Origin of the sequence: Fibrobacter sp. UWP2, from assembly GCF_900141705.1 — a bacterium.
In the GTDB taxonomy this organism is placed as follows: domain Bacteria; phylum Fibrobacterota; class Fibrobacteria; order Fibrobacterales; family Fibrobacteraceae; genus Fibrobacter.
Genome location: NZ_FQYM01000010.1, coordinates 42,370 through 62,757 on the forward strand (window position 1 = coordinate 42,370; position 20,388 = coordinate 62,757).

Consider the following 20,388-nt stretch of genomic DNA (forward strand, 5'->3'; position numbering starts at 1 on the left):
AAAAAAGCCAACTTTTTGAATACCAAACAGTTAAGCCCTTTACCAAAAAAACACAATCCACTATCAACAACACTATTACTTATATCTTTATATATAAATAATTATAAATAATAGTATAGTGGTGGATTAAGCCTTAGGCGCTTCCTTGACGGCAGTCTGAGGCAAACCCATTTGGCAGTTACCCTGGAAAACAGCTCCTTCCTGGATAATGAGCTGCTTGGTCTTGATGTTGCCTACGTACTGCGAGGAGCTTTCGAGAACGAGTTTTTCGGCCACGTCGATGTTTCCCTTGACCCTTCCGGCGACAACGGCGTTAATCGTCTTGACTTCGCCTTCAACATAGCCGGACTTTTCGATAATGAGCTCGCCTTCGATGTTGACACTACCGTTCACGTTACCGGCGATGCGCACATCGCTCTTGCCGGAAATGTCGCCCTTGATGGTGACGGTGTTGCCAATCTGGGTGATTTCCTGTTCGCCTTTTACAGCCATGGTTTACTCCTTGTTCTTGTGATTAATAGTCTATGAAGGTGTCCGGGTCTATTTGGGCGCCGTCCTTGATAATTTCGTAATGCAGGTGGGCGCCGCTCGTATTACCGGTGCTTCCGACCGTACCTATGATATTACCTTTGTTCACATTCCTGCCTTTTCTGACCTTGATGTCCTTCAGGTGTGAATAACTGGATTGGTAACCATTCTGGTGATCAATGACAATGTTGTTGCCTAGGTCTCCGTTGGGACCGGCAAAGGTGACCACGCCGCTGCCTGTCGCAAAAACAGGAGTCCCGGCCGCCGCAGAGAAGTCTACACCCGAGTGGCCCTCGTCGGGGTTGAACTTTTTACTCTTGAGGCCGACCACGGGGACAATGCTAGGAATGCGCTCGAGCTTGATTTTTTCTTCTTGGGGTTGCCAAGAATGGACACCCTCGTAATCAACATCTATTTTTTCAGCAGGAATATGGGCAAAACGGTTCCTGTCGATGATGCTGTTGATTTTCGCCGAATCGTTCTCGATGAAGGTTTCGAAAATGTTCTGGATGCGGTTCTCCAGAATCCACAAGGAATCCAGACGCGAGAACATCTCCTCGTAGTTGTTGTCTTTTTTGATGAGCTGTGCGTTGGTGACGCGCATCTTTTCGTAGGTGGCGATAATCTTGTTGATTTTTGCCAGGTTGTAGATGAACACGCCTGCTACAAGGATAAAGACCACCAGTGCTATTTTGGCAATGACGAACCACTTCGTCGAAACCTTGAACCTTTTGATTTCGTGCGAGTCTTCGGGAATAATCTGGACAGTGTAGTACTTGCCTTTCACAATGCTACCGTTAGCGGTTTTCCATGAGTTCCTGGATACGGGTCAGGTCGTCCATACTGTAGTAGTTGATGACAATGGTACCCTTGCTCTGGTCGGCGCCGTTCGGGTTGAGCGAAACCTTGGTGCCAAAGAAGGTCTCGAGACGGCTCTCGAAGTTCTTCATGTCGGCGCTCAGTTCGCGTTTGGGTTTCGATTCGACTTCGGGCTTGGTTTGGTCCTCGCCTTCATTCGTCTCTCGTCTTTCGTTTCCCGTCTGATCTATATTTTCACCGCGGCTGATGGCTTCGATCTGGCGGACGTTGAGGCCTTCCTCGATGACCCGCTTTGCGAGGGCTTCGGGATTTTCGACGCTGCAGAGGGCGCGTGCGGCGCCACCGGACAGCTTGCCTTCCTGGATCCAGGCCTGCACCTGGGCGGGAAGTTTGAGCAAACGGAGCGCGTTCGTAATGGCGGAGCGTGACTTACCAACAGTTTTGGCTAAATCTTCGTGCGTATAGCTGTGATTATCAATCAATTGTTGATAAGATTGGGCTACTTCGATGGGGTTCAGGTCCTCGCGCTGGATATTCTCGATAAGTGCCCATTCGTTCATTTCCTTGTCATCGAGGCTATCGTAGATCTGTGCCTTGATGGTCGCGCATTTGGCGAGGCGGCTGGCACGGGTACGGCGTTCACCGCTAATGATCTGGTAGCGGCCGCCCACCTTGCGGACGGCAATCGGCTGGATGAGGCCGTGCTTCTTGATGGTCTCGGCGAGTTCCTGGAGTTTGTCGTCGTCAAACGTCTTGCGCGGCTGGTACGGGTTCGGGTCAACCAAGTCCAGGTTGATATCCACAATCTGTTTGCTTTTGTCGACCTGTTCGCCGGAATTAGCGACCTGGTTGTTGATAGGATTGTTGGAAACTCCGTGAGCTCCGAAAATGGCGGAGAGACCGCGGCCCAATGCTTGCTTACCCATAAAATTACTTCTCCTTGTTCAAGATTTCTTCTGCCAACTTCATGTATGCCTGTGAACCCGTGCTCTGCACGTCGTACAGAATGACGGGTTTTCCGTGTGAAGGGGCTTCGGAGAGTTTCACGTTACGGGGGATCATTGCCTGGAAAACCGTGTTACTCAGGTTTTCGCGGACTTCTTCGGCGACCTGCTTGCAAAGACTCAGGCGGGCGTCGTACATGGTGAGGAGTGCGCCCTCGATTTTGAGGTTCGCGTTCAGGTTCTTTTGAACTTCGCGGATTGTCTTGAAAAGTTCGGTCATACCCTGCAGGGCATAGTATTCGCACTGCACCGGGATGAGTACGCTGGTGGCGGCGGTCAGCACGTTGAGCGTGAGGAGGTTCAGGCTCGGAGGTGCGTCGATGATGATGAACTCGAAGTTATGCTTCAATACGTTCATCACGCGTTCGAGTCGGCGTTCGCGGCTCATGGCGTTCACCAGTTCAATTTCCATGACGGCGAGGTCCGGTCCCGAGGTGATGACTTTCAAAAAGTCAAGGGAGGTGTCGAGGATGGCGGGCTGGATGTTTTCGTAGGTGACATTGTCGGGGTTCTCGGCGAGGTCGAGAATCTCGTGGATGTCGGTGTCCTGGGATTCCAGGAATCCGAGACCCTGGGAGGCGTTTCCCTGCGGATCCATGTCGATGAGGAGCGTCCTCTTTTCGAGGGCGGCAAAACTTGCAGCCAGGTTCACGGCCGTCGTGGTCTTTCCCACGCCGCCCTTCTGGTTGCATACTGCTATCACTTTACTCATTTATTACCTCGAGTGACTAAGGCGTAATTCTGTTCTTCGTTCGGCAACACATATTTATATATGTGTATTGCCGGGTCGTTTTCCAGGTGAACAATATTGTTGAAACTTTTGAGGGTGATGAAGGTGCCGCCCTCCTTGAGGCCTGGCTGGGCGCGTTCCCAGTCGTTTTCGAAGGTCGAAAGGGCGCGGCAACTGATAAAGTCCAGGTCGGCAAGGCCCGAAGTCTCGAAGCGCTTGCCCACCACGGTCAGGTTCGAAAGCTGCAATTTTTCCTTCGTGTAGTTCATGAACTCCACGCGCATGTGGCGCGGTTCGACTGCATAAAACTGGATTTCGGGCATTACGATGGCCAATGGAAAAACCGGGCAACCAGCACCCGCACCCATATCGGCCCAGCGGGACTTGTCATCCTGAGCCCGTTCGGCAGGCTCAGGGTAAACTCCGCCGTTAGGCGAAGTCGAAGGATCCAGACCCGCATCCTTCACTATATATATATAGGGAACGAGTGAGTCGGCGATGTGCCGGCTCAGGAATTTTTCGGAGTCCTTCGCCGAAATCAGGTTGCCGAACTGCTTGGTCTCCACCACCAGGTCGGCAAAGTCATAGAGCTTGCCCAAAACATCTTCGGACAACTGAACACCATGTTCCTGCAAGAACTGGTTCAAGAGATTCTGCTGATTTTTGTTTTCTCTATAACTCATTTAGGTTCCACGTGAAACATGCGATAGCGAGTGTCGCGACGGGGTGCTTGCACACCGGCATGACCGAGCATGAGCATGTAGGACACGAAGTGTCCAAACAATTTAGTATATCTCACAAAAAAAAGAGAACGCCGACAACGGCGCCCTTTCACTTTTTAAAAATATCCGTGGATAAGTTTTTGATAAATGTTGAAATGCTGTGAACTTACCTCAAAAATTCCACGGTGTACCTTCCCTTGGCGGGGCGGCCGAGGAGGTCGAAGTGTCTTGCCTTTTCGGGGACGAATGTCGGGCGGATCTTGCGGTGAATTGATGTGGTCTTTTTTTCGTTGTAAACGTAGAAATATTGGGTAGGTGTGGTGTTGGGTGTTTTTGTCGCTATCGCAAAACCATCGGCAGTTTCTTCAATAGTAAACATTCTTTGGATTTCATCGTCCACAGATATAGTTCCGTCATCATTTATGGAATAGCTTTTCTCAATGCACTGATCCTTGTTGTCGGGATCGTGGATGATAAAATAGTAATAGGTTCGACGCGAAAAGGTGCCGCTAGTGCTGGTCGTGTATGTCTTTCGGATAAAGAGGGTGTCTTCTTGAATAAATCTATGTACGCTATTTGCGGATGTATAATATTCGCCAGCTTCATACCCTTTCCTAGAATTGGAAATCCAGGAAGAATCCTTGATGGTGGATGTTCTTTCTTCTGTCTTGAGTTCATCGCTACTTTCTAAATAAAAGATTTCGTCACCATCTTGCTGAACGCTTATTCCGAGTGTATTTGTCGTTTTAACTTCTAGCGAGTCGAGATTGCTGCCTTCGTAAGTAATTCTTTTTTCAGCGACATCTCCATTCCAGATAGTCTTGGATGTATAATAATAAGGCTGTTTTATGGTATCTCCATTTGCGTCAATAGTACTTTGCATGCTCATATTGAATGTGCTATCTGGTCTTGCATTTGGGAGAGTGTATATGGGTCCATAGGTTGCAAGATTGATGCAATCCAGTGCAAGGGAATATATGGTGAGGAAAAGAATGGTGAAGAGAGCCTTTTTCATGTTAGGAAATATAGTAAAGAATGTTGGGACCTTGGCTGTGTTCCACGTGAAACAAATTGCTTTGCCGGGTTGTGTTAAATATATATATATTATAGTGGAGGTAGGATATGGTCGAGATAGAAATTATCCAGGGCGACATCACCAGAATTGCGGTGGATGCCATCGTGAATGCGGCGAACTGTTCGCTGCTGGGTGGCGGCGGAGTCGACGGTGCAATCCACCGGGCAGCTGGTCCGGAACTTTTGCGGGCGTGCATCCCCTTGAACGGTTGCGAGACGGGCCAGGCGAAAATAACTCCCGGTTTCAAGCTTCCGGCCAAGTTTGTTATTCACACCCCAGGGCCAGTCTATCGGGATGGCCAACATGGGGAGCCGGAACTTTTGGAATCATGCTACAGGAGTTGCCTCGACCTGGCCGAAGAAAGCGAGTGCGAGACGGTCGCCTTCCCTGCCATATCCTGCGGGGTTTATGGATACCCTTGGAAGGAGGCGACCGAAATCGCCGTGAAGACTGTTCGCGAATTCCCCGCGAAGAACGTCAAGAAGGTGATCTTCTGTTGCTTTGGGGATGAAATGTTGAAGATTTACCGCGAGACGGTCTAGAGTTCCATAAAGAAGATGACCGCATCCACGTACCCGAGGGTCTTGTGGTGGAAGGCACCGGGAAGTCTGCAGAGTTCCTTGAACCCGAGGCTCTTCCAGAGGTGCATGGCAGGTTCGTTTGTGGAAATCACGAAATTGAATTGGATGGCGCGGAACCCCATCGCCCTTGCCTGGCGGATGCAGTCCTCGCCCATCTTGCGACCGATACCCTTTCCTCTGATGTTGGGACTAAGGCTTTGGGCTGATTTTCGACCAACCAAATCAGAACATGAGTGTTCCATTTGTTTGGTCTCAAACGCCTCGCCATGTTGGGCCTTTGGCTTCGCCATAGGCCTACACCCTTCGGTTTCCAAATAAAAATGTGCAAGCCCATTTTTGCTTGGAAACCTCGGTTGTGTTTCACGTGAAACATTGGGGTGGCGGAAGCTCTTGTTGACCATAAAACTGGCGTTGGCGACGTGGCTGCCTCGGCCGCGGTGGTTCGGGATAATCTTGTAGAACCCGAGGACCTTCCCGCTGGTTCCAGAAACGGAACCGTCGTCGTCTTCGGCGACAAAGCTCGTGACCCCCTTGCCGAACCAGTAGTCGAACGCGTCCTGGTCGCTGGCGGTTTCCTCGAAGTCGTATGTGTCTCCCCCCTCAATCACCTGACGGAAAATCGGGAGCATCTGCGGAAAGTCGGATTCGGTTGCCTTTCGGATAATCATAAGAGTTATGGGGTTTGAGGTCGTGGCTTCGCCACTTTGGGGTATGAGCCTTTGTGGTGAGCCCTACACTATAATAATATAGGAAAAATGGAATAAACTCTGGCTTGATTTTTTGTATCTTATTTATGTCAAATTTATCCAAGAGGTTTCAAATGGAAGAAGTAAAGGAATTCATCAAGAAGTGCGGCGTCTATTACCTGGCGACCATGGATGGCGACAAGCCCCGCGTGCGCCCATTCGGCACCATTGAGATTTTCGAAGGCAAGCTCTACATCCAGACAGGCAAGTCCAAGGACGTCTCCAAGCAGATCCAGAAGAACGGCAATGTCGAAATCAGCGCGACCGCCCCGACGGGCGATTCCTGGATTCGCGTCGCCGGCACGCTTGTTCGCGACGACCGCCGCGAACCGAAGGTCAACATGCTCGAGCACTACCCGGAACTCAAGTCGATGTACTCCCCCGACGACGACAACACCGAAGTCCTTTACTTCAAGGACGCCACGGCCACCATCTACAGTTTTACGGCCGCCCCGAAGGTCATCAAGTTCTAGTAAATGCATTATATCATTTTTTTTGACAGGGGCCGCGATTGGCCCTTTTTGTTTATTATATTTCAATGGAAGAAGGAGAGGCTATTATGGAAGAACTGAAAAAATTTATTCTCAGTTGCGGCTATTTTTTCATAGCGACAATAGATGGCGACCAGCCCCGTGTACGTCCCTTTGCTGCGGTCAACATCTTCGAGGGCAAGCTCTACATCATGACGGGCAAGTTCAAGAACGTCTCCAAGCAGATCGAGAAAAACCCCAAGGTCGAGATTTGTGCCATCTCCCCCGTCGGCGACGAGTGGGTGCGCGTTAGCGGTACGCTTGTTCGCGATGAACGTTACGAGGCGAAGGCCGACCTGCTTTCAAAATTCCCCTCCCTTTCGGCTTACTTCAAGCCTGACGACGACCGGACTGAGGTCCTCTATTTCAAGGACGCCGTGGCCTCGTACTACACTTTCGATTACAACAAGGAGCCGAGGGTCGTAAAATTCTAGCCTGCGGCTTCATTTAATGTTGATAAATTTATACACTTCTAATTCACAAAAACGCCAATCCATAGAGCCTACCTATTGCCATAGTTGATAGAATGGTTGAAAAGTTTGGAACCATTTCAACAAAAGCCGTTAAATAGTGTGTTTCACGTGAAACAATCAATGTACATATGTGGATAGGTTGTGCAACATGGTAATAACTCCAGGGGCGACGAATTAATCTATCAACAGTTTATCAACAAATTTAAAAAAGCAGAAATTGTATGGAAGAAAATACTTTACGCGGAAAGCGCACCCTTTTTTGGATGAAAGTGTGCCTTGTGCTGGGCATTTTGACCGCCATTTTGTGTGGCGCCATTTGCGGTTTTGCGAGCTACATCGCCTACATGAAGGCGTTCGCCATTTACATCGAGGGTGAGCACAGGCTGTTTGAGGCCTATAAGGACGAGGAATTCCGCAAAAAGGTGGACCAGGTGCTGCGCGAGCGCGAAATCGAAAAGGCCGCCGCAGCAGAGCTCTAGTTTTGACATTTACGCACTTCGGTGTGATTTGTAACAATTGCATTTTTGCAAAGGTTTTTATAGCTTTAAAGTGTATAATACCGTGCCTTGCGGCACGGGTTTTGGTGTTTTAAAAATGAAGGAGCGTATATGCCTCTTTTAAAGCAGTTCAAAGTATTGGCGGTTATGCTTTCGTTTGCCGTCGTGTCGGTTTATGCCGACGCCCCCAAGAGCGGCAAGGTCCGCCTGGTCATTGGCGACGTGCAGTTCCAAAAAAAGGGCGCTGGCAGCTGGAACCACCTCCGCGTGAACGGCAAGGTCCAGGAAAAGGACAAGATCAAGACTTACGAGGAGTCCACGGTTTCCATCGCGCTTCCCGATGGCAGCATCGTTTCGATTGCCGAACTCTCCGAGGTGGAATTTTCACAGCTCTTGATGGTGGACGGCGAACAGGTTTCTGCCATCGAGGTCAGGGAAGGTCAGATCCGCTTTGACGTGCAAAAGCAGAAGGGCGAAAACAGCTCGTTCAAGATCAAGACGGGGACGGCAACATGTTCGATCCGCGGTACCGACGGTACGGTGGGCGTGACCAAGGGCGGCCAGGCCATCGGTTCCCTGAACAGCGGTTCCATGGACATGGAGCAGGACGGCAAGAAAGTGAGCGTCAAGCCGCAGCAGTTCGTGGCGTTCCGCAAGGGCAAGGACCCGATTGTGGGCGAGGCCAAGAATGCTGGCGACCCGGAATTTGTGAAGCAGATCGGCGAAGCGGTCGATGATACCACCAAGTCCGATGCCGATATTGTAGCTACGGCAAAGATCTTGGATACAAAGATGGAACAAAAGAAAGAGGATTTGCGTTCAAAGTACAAATGCAAGTTCGACAAGCTCCCCGAAGTGGTCGACACGAATACCGTCACCATCAGGGCCGCATGCTCTGCCGGCTTGAGCGTCACGATTGGCGCCGAAACCATCAAGTCCGAGGGAAGCCCCATCCGCTTCCATCCCGAATGGACTCCGGGCGCCCTTGGCGAAAAGAAGTTCGTGGCGATGTGCTCTGCCGAGGGCTCCAGCTTTGAATGCGGCCGCCTGAACACGACCTACAAGGTGAACCGCACGGTGGCGTTTGGCGACGTCGATAACCACGCTTGCAAGGTGAACTACACCCTCCGCGGTTTCGAAGACAACAAGGGAACGCTCAAGTTCTTTATGGACGACAGCCTTGTACAGACACTCACCCCGGATAGGGATGGCTCGTATGTCATGAAGCTTTTCCCGGGTGCGCACAACTACAAGTTGGTGGCGCAGAACGACGACCCCGCCGTGGGCGTCATCTGGAACCGCTTTGGCTGCTTCCCGCCAACGCAGGTGGTGGTCGATTTCAAGGGCGGTACCAAGGTGGACATCCGCAAGAGGGTTTCGCAGGGTTCCGCCGCCTACCCCGAAGTGGTGTTTGCTGTGAAGAACGTGCCGGGCGACGATCCTTCGCAAATCGAGTCGGTGAAGGTCCGTGTCGACGGGAAGATTTACGAAACCAAGTATGTGCCTGTTGAAGCGGGCATCGGCTACAGCAGCACGGTGCGCCTGTCGCGTGGCAAGGCCACGAACGTGGAAGTCATTGTGACCATGAAGAACGGCCTCATCATCAGGGCGTTCAAGACCTACACCTTCCGCTAATGCGGGGGCCGGTTACTTGTAAATACCGGGATTGACGCTGTAAAAGCGACGATGGGTCCAGCCGTACCAAAGGGCTGGATTTTTTTTTATTTGCCCTTCGAGCCAGTTGTTGAAAATGCCGAGGGCGCTGCCGCCTTGCGGTGTGACCTGCCGGGCGTGCAGTACACGCGCGGGGCCCTGGTCGTCGAGCCAGCAAATAAATACGGGCGTTTGCGGGCGGTGCTTGAGCAAAAAATCGGGTACCGGGTTGTTGTGTACTTTTTGCCCGAGGAATTCTCCCTCGAGGGCGCTCGGGATTCGGCTGTCTTGGTCGGCAATCAGGCAAAAAAGCTGGTGCTCGTCGATGAGTCGCAAAAACTCGCGCGGGGTTTGGGCGTCAATGGAATAGTTTCGTCCGTCCACGGCGCGAATGCGTTTTTCGAGGATGCGGTTGAGCCAGCGGGGCTTTATGGGGGCGTAGCTTGCGACGAGCGGGATTCCCAGGCGGCATAGCCACGGGCCAATCGCCTCGTAGTTGCCGTAGTGCGCGGTGAGAAAGATGCCGCCCTCGCGCATTTTGTTCAAAACTTCGGCGGCGCCGGGAGCGAATTTAAAGTCCCAGCCGTCAACTTGGCAAGGGTAGGCGGCTGTATCGCTGGGCAATCTTTTGTACGTACCAAAGCAAAAGAGCAATTCCCCCACGTGGCGCGTGAGGTTCTTGAGGGTAGCCTTGTAAATGGGGGCGGTCTTTTGCAATGGCGCTATGTTGTTTGTATACAGGAGGTTAGTTTGTACAGTACGGCGCTTCCAACCGAGGGTGTGCAGCAGGTTGCAGGTCGCCCAGGCAAATGTTTTTGCAAAAATTTTTTTAGTAGCGCTCATTTGTATATGAATGATACTATTTGGCGATGTTGCGGTAGAAGGCGCTGAAGTCGTCCCAGCGGTAATAGGGGGCGGCGGGGCAGTTTGCCTTGGCGCCTGCGCCTTGTGCTTGCGCGTACCCGCAGGGTACGGGGAGCTCCTGCTCCACCTCGTTGTAGAGGACTTTCACCAGGACGGGCTTTGCGTTTTTGCCGGCGCCCGCCTTGTAAAATACAATTTGCAGGTTCGCCGCCATCGGGATGATTTTAAAGTCGGTCCATTGCTCGTGCAACTTGGAGAGGTCGGTCACGCGGGCGTTTGCCACGGGGAGCTGCATGAGGCCTGCGAGGGGGAGGATTCCGGTGTCGTGCCCAAAGCGGAGCGTCGCCACAGGGGTGTTCGCGGCGGTACCCGAAACTGCGGTACCCGAAGCGCCTGTGACGGCCTTGTCGGCTTCGTCCAAAATGTTCGTCAAAATGGATTTGCCGTAGGTGACGCCCTGTTCGCCGGTGAGCGGGCACGAACCCAGCACGCTGTACCACCAGGCGTTTTGCGCCTTCCAGCGGGCGAGTTCCTCGGCGGGCGTAAAAAGGTCGTTGAAATTGAATGGTTGCGTGCCCTCGAAGAACTGCGCGTCCATCCCCTGCATGCTGCCGTGGATTTCGTACAGTTTGTTGTAAAAATCCGAGGCGTTCACGTTCTTTTTTACGTAGTTGCTGTCGCTAAAGATGCGGGCGAGGGTCGGCGCAAAGCTGATGTTTTTCCACAGCTTGTCGCTCTCCTTGTGATAGGCTTCGGTCTCGGCGTAGTCCTTGGTGTACTTGAAGTCGAATGTGTTGATTCCCTGCATTAGGCTCTTGCCCGATTCCAGGCGTACGTCCACATTCGGCACATTGGCGCGCAGTTCACTGACGAACGCGGCCATGCTCACGATGCAGCGCCCCGAGGTGCTGGCGAAGGCGTCCACGTGCGGCGCGCTTTTGCCTTTGCCACTGTTGCCGCGGAACACTTCGGGGAAGTTCTTTGCCATGCGCTTGGCGATTCCTTGGTGCTGCCCCACGCCCACCTGCGTGAGGTCGCCTGTGCGCGGAGCCGCGTGCTCGCTCAAGAACCGCGTGCGTTCGAGCGCCGACTTGCCGAGGGGCGTCAATTTGCCCGCCGAGTCGGCCTTGGCGAGTGTGTTGTAGAGGTAGTGGTAATCGTCGGCGCTGTAGTGGAAACGGCTCCCGTGGCGAGCGTAGTGGCTGATGTAAAAAGGCTTGTAGCCGGCAGGCGCCTTGGTGAGCTTGGTGTTGCTCCCGTTGCGCCCGGGTTCCGGGTAAACGCTGTACCCACTGGCGGTCCATTCGTGGTGGGCTAGCATCAGGCTGTCGTTGGTTTGGGCAAGGGGGGCGGTGCCAAGCCCTGCGGCGCAAAAAGTGGCGACCGCGATGGTCGCGAAAGCTGATGAAATGGCAATGTGCTTCATGGTGGGAAATCTATAAAAAAAATGGGGCGAAATAAATCTATATTTCTTGCCAAAAAAGTAGGGAACATGCTGAAGTTGGAATATTTGTTCGAAGACAAGGAAGTGCCCGCGTTGGGGGCGCTCGCCGATTACGATACGCTGGACTTTGTCAGCGACGGGAGCCACATTTACGGCGAAATCATGTGGCCCGATAGCGAGTTCAAGGACCCGCGCCCCTGCGTCATTTTGTCCCACGGCTTCCCGGGTTCGGCAAGGAACGACGACATTTCCCACGCTCTTTGCCGCATAGGTTGCGTTGTGATGGTCCCGCACCATCGCGGCGCCTGGGGCAGCGAGGGCAAGTACCTCCTCTCGAACTGCATCGAAGACGCGAAAAACCTCGCTGAGTACGCGCGCACTCCCGACTTTTGCGGGCGCTATAACGTGGATCCGACCAAGGTGTTCTTGGCGGGGCACAGCATGGGCGGCTGCACGGCGCTCCACGCGGGCAAAAACCTGCCGTGGCTTGCGGGCATCGTGATGATTACGCCGTTCGACCCCACTGTCTATTTGGACAGTGGCCAAGCCGAGGTGCTAAAAAACCTGCTCACCCAAGGTAAAATTATGCGGAGTGATGGCGTGGAGGCTATTTTTGAAGATATCTCGAGCCACAGGGACGCCCTCCGGTTTGCAACGACATACGAACAAATTAAAAACAGGAATGTGCTGTTCCTCGTGGGGACCCGCGACTCCATTACAAAGAGGGGGGTCATGATTGACCCTCTGTGGGGGAGGCTCAAGGCGGGCGAGACCACGGCAATCCATCGCTTGCGCGAGTTCCCTGCGGAGCACGGGCTTTTGGGGAGCCGCATCGGCTGCATTCGGGAAATTGCCGAATTCGTTTGCGATTGCTGCAATTCGTCGTTTTTACGGTGAGCCGCGCCCACTGGCGTGGGCTTTATTTGCTAAATTAAAGCCCGTAAAAATTAAAAAAGGAAAGCCATGAGCATTGTAGATACAGTACTCCACAAGATTTTCGGTACACCGCACGAACGTAAGGTGAAGAAACTCCGCCCGGTCATTGCCCAGATTCACGAAGCCCGCAAGGCTTTGGAAGCCCTGGACGATGCCGCCCTTGCCGCCAAGAGCGCGGAATTCCGCGAAAAGCTCAAGAACGGCGCCACGCTCGAAGACATTAAGGTCGAGGCCTTTGCCGTTTGCCAGGAGGCGTGCGACCGCCGTCTGGGTATTTTCAACATCTTCAAGCCCGAGAACAACTTTGACTTTAGCAAGCTCGGCCCCGAGCTCCAGGTATATACCGATGCCGCCAAGGCGGAACTCGACGCCGGCAAAAACGAATGGGAAGTCTACATGCCCGCCGCCGTCTACGCGAAGGTCCGCGAGCTGTACCCCGAGTCGGTGAAGCCCTTCCGCATGATGCCCTTCGATGTGCAGATGATTGGCGGCCTCGTGCTTCACGAAGGTGCCATCGCCGAAATGGCTACGGGTGAAGGTAAGACCCTCGCCGCTGCCCTCCCGGTGTATTTGAACGGCCTTAGCGGTCACGGCGTGCACGTGGTGACCGTGAACGACTACCTTGCCGGCCGTGACGCCAAGCAGATGGGCCTGGTTTACAAGTTCCTGGGCCTCACGGTGGGTCTCATTGTGAATGGCTTGAACCCCGAGCAGCGTCGCATTAGCTACAACAGCGACGTGACCTACGGTACCAACAACGAATTTGGCTTTGACTACCTGCGCGACAACATGGCTGTGGAGCCCAACCAGCTGGTGCAGCGCGAACTCAACTTCTGCATTGTGGACGAAGTGGACTCCATCTTGATAGACGAAGCCCGTACGCCGCTCATCATTAGCGGCCCTGCCGAGGACGCCACCGACAAGTACGCCAAGGCGAACGAAATTGCCCAAAAACTGGTGAAGAACAGGGACTTTGGCGTCGACGAGAAGGACAAGAACATCCAGCTCACCGAGAAGGGTGTGAACCACATCCAGGAACTGATGGGCATCCAGAACCTCTACGGCGAACACGCCGACTGGGTGCACTTCTTTGATCAGGCCCTGCGCGCCTGGTACCTCTACGAGAAGGATGTCGACTACATTGTTCGCGACGGCGAAATTATCATCGTCGACGAGAACACGGGCCGCCTCATGGAAGGCCGCCGCTACAGTAACGGCATGCACCAGGCCATCGAGGCCAAAGAAAAGGTGCAGATCCGCCGCGAGAACCAGACGCTCGCGACCATCACGTTCCAGAACTACTTCCGCATGTACAAGAAGCTCTCGGGTATGACCGGTACTGCCGAGACCGAGGCGACGGAATTCATCAAGATTTACAACATGAACACTTGGGTGATCCCGACCAACAAGCCGTGCATCCGCAAAGATTTGCAAGACATGGTGTACAAGTCCGAAGGCGCCAAGTGGAAGGCGATTGTCGCCGAGATCAAGGATCGCCACAGCAAGGGCCAGCCGCTCCTCGTGGGTACGGCCTCCATCGAAAAGTCCGAACACCTGCACGCCCTCCTCGAAAAGGAAGGCATCCCGCACGATGTTTTGAACGCGAAGAACCATGGTCGCGAAGCCGAGATTATTCAGTATGCCGGTCACAAGGACCGCGTGACGATCGCGACGAACATGGCCGGTCGTGGTACCGACATTGCCCTTGGACCGGGAGTTACGGAACTGGGCGGCCTCCACGTGCTCGGCACCGAGCGCCACGAGTCCCGCCGTATTGACAACCAGTTACGTGGTCGTTCGGGCCGTCAGGGCGACCCGGGTTCCAGCCAGTACTTTTTGAGCCTGGACGACAACCTGATGCGTATTTTTGGTGGCGATAGCGTCAAGAACCTCATGACCCGTTTTGGCGTGGGCGAAGACGAAGTGATTACCCACCCGATTGTGTCGCGCTCCATCCGTGGTGCCCAGCGCCGCGTCGAGGGCCAGAGCTTTGACATCCGTAAGCACTTGCTCGATTACGATAACGTGATGAACGAACAGCGCAAGGTGATTTATGGTCTCCGCCGCCGCATTTTGAACGGCGAGGACATCCGCGAAGAAATCATGAACCGCATCGAGGATGCCTGCGACATCAAGGTGAGCAACTACATTATTGCCAAGAGCTACCCCGAGGATTGGAACCTCGAAGGCTTGCACACCGACATCCAGCGTACTTTGGGCATGGAATACAACCTGACGCTCGAACAGGCCATGCAAAAGACTCCGGAGCAGGTGCTGGACGAAGTGATTGGCATGTGCAAGGCCCGCTACGAGAAGCTCACCAAGATTATCCCCGATGCTGACTTCCGCAACATTGAACGCCGCTTCCTTTTGATGACCATTGACCAGGTGTGGAAGGAACACTTGTACGCCATGGACCAGCTGAAGGACGCCATCCGCTTCCACGGCTACGCCCAGAAGGACCCGCTGATGGTGTACAAGAACGAAGGCTACAAGATGTTCGAGAGTTGCCTCGAGAAGATCGCGACCCTCACGGCCCTCCGCATTTTGAACATCCGCATTACGCTCCCGAACGGCGTGACTGTCTCTCCGGACCAGTTGCAGCTTAAGACCCCGGAACAGGTCGAGGCCGAAAAGGCTGCCGCCCAAAAGGCCGCCGAGCAGAATGGTGCCGCAGAGAACAACGCGAAAAAGCCCGCCAACGGCGAAGCTGCCGAGTCTGAACCGCAGATGAGCGCCGAGGGTGCCAAGGCCGCCGGTTTGGCTGGCCAGGCCGCCGCCTCGGAGACCAACGCCATTACGCCTGAACAGCAGCAACAGTCGAACGGCCCCATGCCGCAGTCGGCTCTGCCGGGTACCCGTCCGGCCCGCCGCGTGAACCCGGCAGTCGCCGCCGCACGCCAGCGTGCCCAGCAGGCCGCCGGCCCCAAGCTCGGGCGCAATGACCCCTGCTGGTGCGGCTCCGGCCTCAAGTACAAGAAGTGCCACGGGAAGGACGTGGAATAATGTGTAGTGTGGAATGAGAGATTTGTCACTTCACATCTTGTATTTGACCTCTGCATATGAAAACCGCTAAGCGTTTCTTTTGCCTTGAAGGGATTGACGGCTCGGGTAAAACGACCCAGCTCGACATGCTCGCCGCGGCGCTTGCCCGCGACGGCTACGAGGTCGTCAAGTTCCGTGAACCAGGTGGCGCCAAAATTTCGGAGCGCATTCGCGAGCTCCTTTTGGACCCATCCTTCAAGGGCATCATGAGCGACAAGGCGGAACTCTTGCTTTACAACGCGGCCCGCGCCCAGGTCATTAAGGAAGTGATCCAGCCGGCGCTCGACGCGGGCAAGATCGTGATTGCCGACCGTTTTGCCTGGAGCACTTTTGCCTACCAGGGTTACGCCCGCGGCATCGACACCGACCTGATTTTGAAACTCACCGAAATGACTTGTGGCGGCTGTTTTCCTGAGCTCACCGTCGTGCTCGACATCAGTGTGGAGCGCGGCCGTGCCCGTACCTGCAAACGCGGCGAGGCGCCTGACCGCTTGGAGCAGGAGAAGGCCGACTTTTTCGAGAGGGTGCGCCAGGGCTACCTGGCCGCGGCCCGCGACTACGACTGCGTGGCCGCCATAGACGCCGACCGCGACCCCGAAGAAATTCACAAGGAATTGCTTGCCCTAGTGAAGGCGAAACTCTAACATCCGTTCAAAAGCACCCGGAGAAAAATGATTTTCCTTTTTATTCTGGTATTCGGGGTGCTGTTCCTCTTTTTGAATGTGCGGCAAGTTGCGCCGGGCAACAAGGGGAGCATTATTGCGGGCCTCACCGTGGTGCTTTTACCGGTGAGCTTTGTTTTTCGCGGGCATTTGTGGGCGAGCGTCATCCAAGCGTTCATGGCGGTGTGGCTATGCCAGGCGCTGCTTTTGTACATGCTGTGGTGGGTGGCGCGCGGGGTGCGCCGCGCGGTTGTGCGCAAGCCGCTTAAGCAGCGCTTCTCGATTTTGACTGCGCGTGTTTTGCTTGCGGTTTCCGTCGTGGTGACGGCGGTGATGTGTTTTGTAGGCTACGCCCACAATGCCGATTACAAAATCCGCGAGGCGAGCGTGGACCTGCCCGGCGAAAACTTCACTGCCCTCTTTTTTAGCGACCTGCACATTGACCCGCTCTTTGATCGTCATAAAATTGAGCGGATGACTGCCGACGCCGCCCGCATAAAACCGGATTACATTCTGTTTGGCGGCGACTTTGCCGATGTGATGGACTCGGTGCTCACGGAACAGGGGTACGACTCGCTGATACAGCAGTTTGCAAAGACGGCCGGTGTCGCGGCCATTGCCATTAACGGGAATCACGAGGCATACATGGAGTGGAGTGGCAGCGACCCGAACGGGTGGCTGCGCAAGAACGGATTTATTGTGCTGGACGATTCCACCGCCTGCATGCCGCACGCTTGCTTTACCGGGCGCACCGATTTCCAGGTAGCCCGTATCCGGGAGCTTTCTCGCGTGCCACTACAGATGCTGGCGCCCAAAGAAAATGCCTTGCCTTGGATTGTTCTGGACCACCAGCCCAAGGGCATCGAGAAGGAGCACACGGGGCGTCTCCCCGATTTTGCGCTCTCGGGTCACACGCACAATGGGCAGTTTTTCCCGGGCACCATCGTTATCAAGTGGGTCTGGCGATTGGTTTACGGCCTGGGTGAACTCGATGGCGTCAAGTGGCTGGTTTCCAGCGGTATTGATTGCTGGGGCCCGCCTGTGCGAGTCGGCAGCGATACCGAAATGTGGCTCATCCGGTTTTAGCCTTTAATTTTGAATACCAACTTTGCCTGAAAAACTTATATTTGTAGAGGTGGGATGAAACATGAGGCTGGCAAGGAGTTATGAAGCCGATAACAGACTACCAAGACTATCGTCTCTACATGCGAGATTTTTACGCGGAGCGCAAGGCTAGTTCCGCATTTTCGTGGCGGGCGTTTGCAAAGCTCGCAGGATTTGCCTCATCGGGATACTTGAAGCTGGTTTGCGACGGTAAGACGCGCCTTAGCCGAGTCGGCCTCTCCAAGGTGGCCAAGGCCATGAAACTCGCCAAAATCCAGACGGAATATTTCCGCGCCATGGTGGCGTTCAGCGATGAGCCCGATGTCAACAAGAGGGCGGCTGCTTTCGAGAAAATGCAGGCCATTGCCGAAGAGAACAAGGTCCGCATTGTGGGCGAATCGGCCTACCGCTATTTTGACACATGGTGGAATCCGATATTGCGCGAGATGGCGCCGATGCTCGCGGTGGCATCGCCGACCCAGATTTCAAATTTGCTCTATGGCGGCGTGACGCGCTTTGATGTGCAGCAGTCGCTCGACTTTTTGGTGGAGGCCGGTTTTTTGACCCGTACGGGCCATAACGTTTACGAGCAGACCGACAAGGCCGTGGCGGGCTCCTCCGATGCGATTCCCAAGGCGATTCGCATGATGCAAAAGCAAATGGCTTTGCTGGGGGCGCGAATTATTGATGAGCTGCCCAAGTCGGAACGCAATTTTTCGGGCCTCACGGTGGCGGCGAACAAGCAGACCTACGAACGCGTTGTCGAGGAGCTTACCACCTGCCGCAAAAAGATTGCCTCCATTGTGGCGAACGCCGAGAACGGCAATCGCATTTACCGTTTAAACTTGCATTTTTTCCCTGTAACCAAAGAAATATTCAATGAAAAATAAAACGTTCTTGCTTGGATTCGTCTTTTTTTGGATAACCGCATTGCTGTTCGTTTCGGCGTGTTCCGAGAGTTCCGAAAAGAAGGTCGCCTCGGGCTACACCGAAGACGAGAATGCTACCCTCGACAGCGTCGCTTACGAAAAGGTCCTCCAAACCTGGGAGCCCGTCGTTGCGGTGGACTCCGCCAAGCGCAACTACAGCGGCGCCGATACGACGGTGGAGGCGAGCTGGTACGAGGTGGTGTTCAATACCGATGCCAAGGAGTTCTATTCGTATAGCGATACCGCCGCCGACTCTGCCAACCTTGTGGTGAATCTGTACGAGAAGGAGAACGCGGTTCAATTGACGGTGCAGTCTGCCGACATCAATAGCTATTATACGTATTTGCTAAAGCGTGAGGCCATGCAGGCTGTTGTCGAGGAGCGTCTGGATGTGTTCTACAGCGGCGACTCGGCCGAGTCGGCGTGCCGCGCGGGCCTTAGTGCCTTCGAGGCGAGTTGCACCGAAAAGGAAGGTGCGTTTACGGACCAGTTTGGGCTGGATGTTTGCGACGAACTGCACTTGGTCTGCGTCACGACGGTGACGCCTAAGGATTCTGCCGCCACTTACCTGAAGGATGTGGCCATGACATTGCAACAGCAGGGTCTCGGTATTTTGCAGGACATGGGCCACGACGTTCCCGTCATTGACACTGCCGACACCAGTGTAAACGATACCGCCGACACCTCGGCAACGACTGCGCAAAAACGCATTTCAAGTTTTACGGACGCACGTGATGGCCACGAGTACAAAACAGTCCAGATTGGCGACCAGGAATGGATGGCCGAGAACTTGAATTACGCCTACACGGTGCCGACGACAAATTCGGATTCGTCCAGTTTTTGCTATGACAACGACCCTGCCAACTGCGAAAAGTTCGGGCGGCTTTACATGTGGTCGGCGGCCATAGACAGTGCTGGCCTTTTTAGTGACGTCACCAAGGGCTATGGCGAAGGGATCGTGTATTATAACATCATGAATGTACAGGGGGTGTGCCCCGAGGGCTGGCGTCTTCCCAACTTTGACGACTTCGAAATATTGTTCCACTATGCCGGCGACGACAGCCTGGAGGCCAAGCGCCTGAAGTCGGTAGACCACATGGGAGACGACACTTACGGTTTCGCCCTCCTTTCTGCAGGGGCTGGTGAAGTCCCGGTGAACAATGGGGTAGATTCTGTAATTCCAGTTAGATACTTTGATACGGATATTAAGGGATACTTGTGGAGCGCTTCGAACGATGGGCGTTTTCCTTACCTTGTGTCGGTGACAAAATATTGGGATTATTTTGATAATGGAGGGAGGAGGCAATTTAGACCTGGCAATTATGCCTTTTCGGTGCGCTGCATTAAGGGGGCGACCGAACTGACTTCGCCAATGGACATGTTGGACCCCGCCACAGTGACATTGGATTCCCTGGTGGATGCCCGTGACGGGCATGTGTATAAAACGGTCCAGATCGGCGACCAGGTTTGGATGGCGGAGAACCTGAATTACAATGGCGGCGAAAACAGCGTTTGCTACGATAACGACGAAGAAAACTGCACTCAATATGGCAGGCTATACAAGTGGGCCACGGCGGTGGGCTCTACGGATGCCGTGTGTGCGCAAAAGCCTCTTTGTGAATTTACGACCAAGGTCCAGGGCGTATGCCCGGAGGGTTGGCACATTCCCTCTATGCAGGAGACTGATTCCTTATATGCAAGAATAGGGTCCACGTGCAACGCCCTGATGAGTACAGATTATGATTACTATTGCAAAGGCTTCGATTTGTACGGCTTTAACCTAAAAGCAGTGGGTGGAGCCAAGGTGTCTGGCGATAGCATTGTATTTAGTGATTCGCTTACGACGTTGACTGGAGCTGTATGGATAACTTCTATATATGGGAGCGTGGAACCCTATAGTGCCTATACCTTTGGGGGATGGGGGCGAACTGCTCGCGGATGCTTTGAACAGGATGTGCGTACAGTGTACGCCCCGGTCCGCTGCCTCAAGGACTGATTTTTAGAGCCCGCTTTTAGTGGTTACAAACGAAAAGCCTCCGGATATGG

Annotated in this window: 20 protein-coding genes; 11 read left to right on the forward strand and 9 right to left on the reverse strand. The window is 53.9% G+C overall.

The features are described 5' to 3' along the window. Nucleotides 1–126: 126 nt before the first annotated feature. The 6 genes from BUB55_RS06685 to BUB55_RS06710 form a co-directional block, all read right to left on the reverse strand. Complete coding sequence (locus BUB55_RS06685) at nt 127–492, reverse strand: bactofilin family protein (protein WP_073189337.1); 366 nt, start codon at nt 490–492, stop codon at nt 127–129. Nucleotides 493–514: 22 nt separating this feature from the next. Then, nucleotides 515–1,315 (reverse strand): M23 family metallopeptidase, encoded by an 801-nt coding sequence (locus BUB55_RS06690; RefSeq protein WP_073189339.1) that lies wholly within the window; start codon nt 1,313–1,315, stop codon nt 515–517. A gap of 10 nt (nt 1,316–1,325) precedes the next feature. Then, nucleotides 1,326–2,273: a ParB/RepB/Spo0J family partition protein gene (locus tag BUB55_RS06695; RefSeq protein WP_073189341.1), complete on the reverse strand. Its 948-nt coding sequence runs from the start codon at nt 2,271–2,273 to the stop codon at nt 1,326–1,328. Between the two features lie 4 nt (nt 2,274–2,277). Then, nucleotides 2,278–3,063 (reverse strand): ParA family protein, encoded by a 786-nt coding sequence (locus tag BUB55_RS06700; protein ID WP_073189343.1) that lies wholly within the window; start codon nt 3,061–3,063, stop codon nt 2,278–2,280. Further along, entirely contained in the window at nt 3,060–3,764 is a 705-nt protein-coding gene (locus BUB55_RS06705) for a 16S rRNA (guanine(527)-N(7))-methyltransferase RsmG (RefSeq protein ID WP_083596918.1), read from the reverse strand. The genes BUB55_RS06700 and BUB55_RS06705 overlap by 4 nt, the downstream gene beginning before the upstream one ends. Before the next feature lie 205 nt (nt 3,765–3,969). Next, nucleotides 3,970–4,818, reverse strand: coding sequence for a hypothetical protein (locus BUB55_RS06710; protein WP_073189346.1), 849 nt, complete (start codon nt 4,816–4,818; stop codon nt 3,970–3,972). Nucleotides 4,819–4,925: 107 nt separating this feature from the next. Here BUB55_RS06710 and BUB55_RS06715 point away from each other — a divergent pair, with 107 nt between their 5' ends. Continuing rightward, nucleotides 4,926–5,420: an O-acetyl-ADP-ribose deacetylase gene (locus BUB55_RS06715; protein WP_073189348.1), complete on the forward strand. Its 495-nt coding sequence runs from the start codon at nt 4,926–4,928 to the stop codon at nt 5,418–5,420. Here BUB55_RS06715 and BUB55_RS14470 read toward each other — a convergent pair. Then, the gene (locus BUB55_RS14470; RefSeq protein ID WP_073189350.1) at nt 5,417–6,127 is read right to left on the reverse strand and encodes a GNAT family N-acetyltransferase; all 711 of its coding nucleotides are present in this window, start codon (nt 6,125–6,127) and stop codon (nt 5,417–5,419) included. The genes BUB55_RS06715 and BUB55_RS14470 overlap by 4 nt on opposite strands. Nucleotides 6,128–6,279: 152 nt before the next feature. Here BUB55_RS14470 and BUB55_RS06725 point away from each other — a divergent pair, with 152 nt between their 5' ends. The 4 genes from BUB55_RS06725 to BUB55_RS06740 all read left to right on the forward strand — a co-directional run bounded on the left by BUB55_RS06725 (nt 6,280) and on the right by BUB55_RS06740 (nt 9,340). Then, the gene (locus BUB55_RS06725) at nt 6,280–6,678 is read left to right on the forward strand and encodes a pyridoxamine 5'-phosphate oxidase family protein (RefSeq protein ID WP_073189351.1); all 399 of its coding nucleotides are present in this window, start codon (nt 6,280–6,282) and stop codon (nt 6,676–6,678) included. A gap of 86 nt (nt 6,679–6,764) precedes the next feature. After that, nucleotides 6,765–7,169, forward strand: a complete 405-nt coding sequence (locus tag BUB55_RS06730; RefSeq protein WP_073189353.1) for a pyridoxamine 5'-phosphate oxidase family protein — start codon at nt 6,765–6,767, stop codon at nt 7,167–7,169. Between the two features lie 302 nt (nt 7,170–7,471). Beyond that, nucleotides 7,472–7,687, forward strand: a complete 216-nt coding sequence (locus BUB55_RS06735) for a hypothetical protein (protein WP_143152950.1) — start codon at nt 7,472–7,474, stop codon at nt 7,685–7,687. 129 nt (nt 7,688–7,816) lie between these two features. After that, complete coding sequence (locus tag BUB55_RS06740; RefSeq protein WP_073189355.1) at nt 7,817–9,340, forward strand: FecR domain-containing protein; 1,524 nt, start codon at nt 7,817–7,819, stop codon at nt 9,338–9,340. Between the two features lie 12 nt (nt 9,341–9,352). Here BUB55_RS06740 and BUB55_RS06745 read toward each other — a convergent pair whose 3' ends face one another. After that, entirely contained in the window at nt 9,353–10,201 is an 849-nt protein-coding gene (locus BUB55_RS06745) for a lysophospholipid acyltransferase family protein (RefSeq protein ID WP_073189357.1), read from the reverse strand. A gap of 16 nt (nt 10,202–10,217) precedes the next feature. Further along, nucleotides 10,218–11,648 (reverse strand): histidine-type phosphatase, encoded by a 1,431-nt coding sequence (locus tag BUB55_RS06750; RefSeq protein WP_073189359.1) that lies wholly within the window; start codon nt 11,646–11,648, stop codon nt 10,218–10,220. A gap of 66 nt (nt 11,649–11,714) precedes the next feature. Between BUB55_RS06750 and BUB55_RS06755 the strand changes: the two genes are divergently transcribed. The 6 genes from BUB55_RS06755 (at nt 11,715) to BUB55_RS06780 (ending at nt 20,338) form a co-directional block, all read left to right on the forward strand. Beyond that, nucleotides 11,715–12,563: an alpha/beta hydrolase family protein gene (locus tag BUB55_RS06755; RefSeq protein ID WP_073189361.1), complete on the forward strand. Its 849-nt coding sequence runs from the start codon at nt 11,715–11,717 to the stop codon at nt 12,561–12,563. Between the two features lie 66 nt (nt 12,564–12,629). Further along, a complete protein-coding gene (gene secA, locus BUB55_RS06760) occupies nt 12,630–15,608 on the forward strand; it encodes a preprotein translocase subunit SecA (RefSeq protein WP_073189363.1) in 2,979 nt (992 codons plus the stop codon). A gap of 56 nt (nt 15,609–15,664) precedes the next feature. Continuing rightward, nucleotides 15,665–16,291 carry a dTMP kinase gene (gene tmk, locus BUB55_RS06765; RefSeq protein ID WP_073189365.1) on the forward strand — a complete coding sequence of 209 codons (627 nt, stop codon included), beginning with the start codon at nt 15,665–15,667 and terminating at the stop codon, nt 16,289–16,291. Between the two features lie 27 nt (nt 16,292–16,318). After that, on the forward strand, nt 16,319–17,395 hold the full coding sequence (locus tag BUB55_RS06770; protein WP_073189367.1) for a metallophosphoesterase: 1,077 nt from the start codon (nt 16,319–16,321) through the stop codon (nt 17,393–17,395). 80 nt (nt 17,396–17,475) lie between these two features. Next, on the forward strand, nt 17,476–18,303 hold the full coding sequence (locus tag BUB55_RS06775) for a TIGR02147 family protein (protein ID WP_073189369.1): 828 nt from the start codon (nt 17,476–17,478) through the stop codon (nt 18,301–18,303). Beyond that, nucleotides 18,293–20,338 carry an FISUMP domain-containing protein gene (locus BUB55_RS06780; protein WP_073189371.1) on the forward strand — a complete coding sequence of 682 codons (2,046 nt, stop codon included), beginning with the start codon at nt 18,293–18,295 and terminating at the stop codon, nt 20,336–20,338. Before BUB55_RS06775 ends, BUB55_RS06780 begins: the two co-directional genes overlap by 11 nt. The last annotated feature ends 50 nt before the right edge of the window (nt 20,339–20,388 follow it).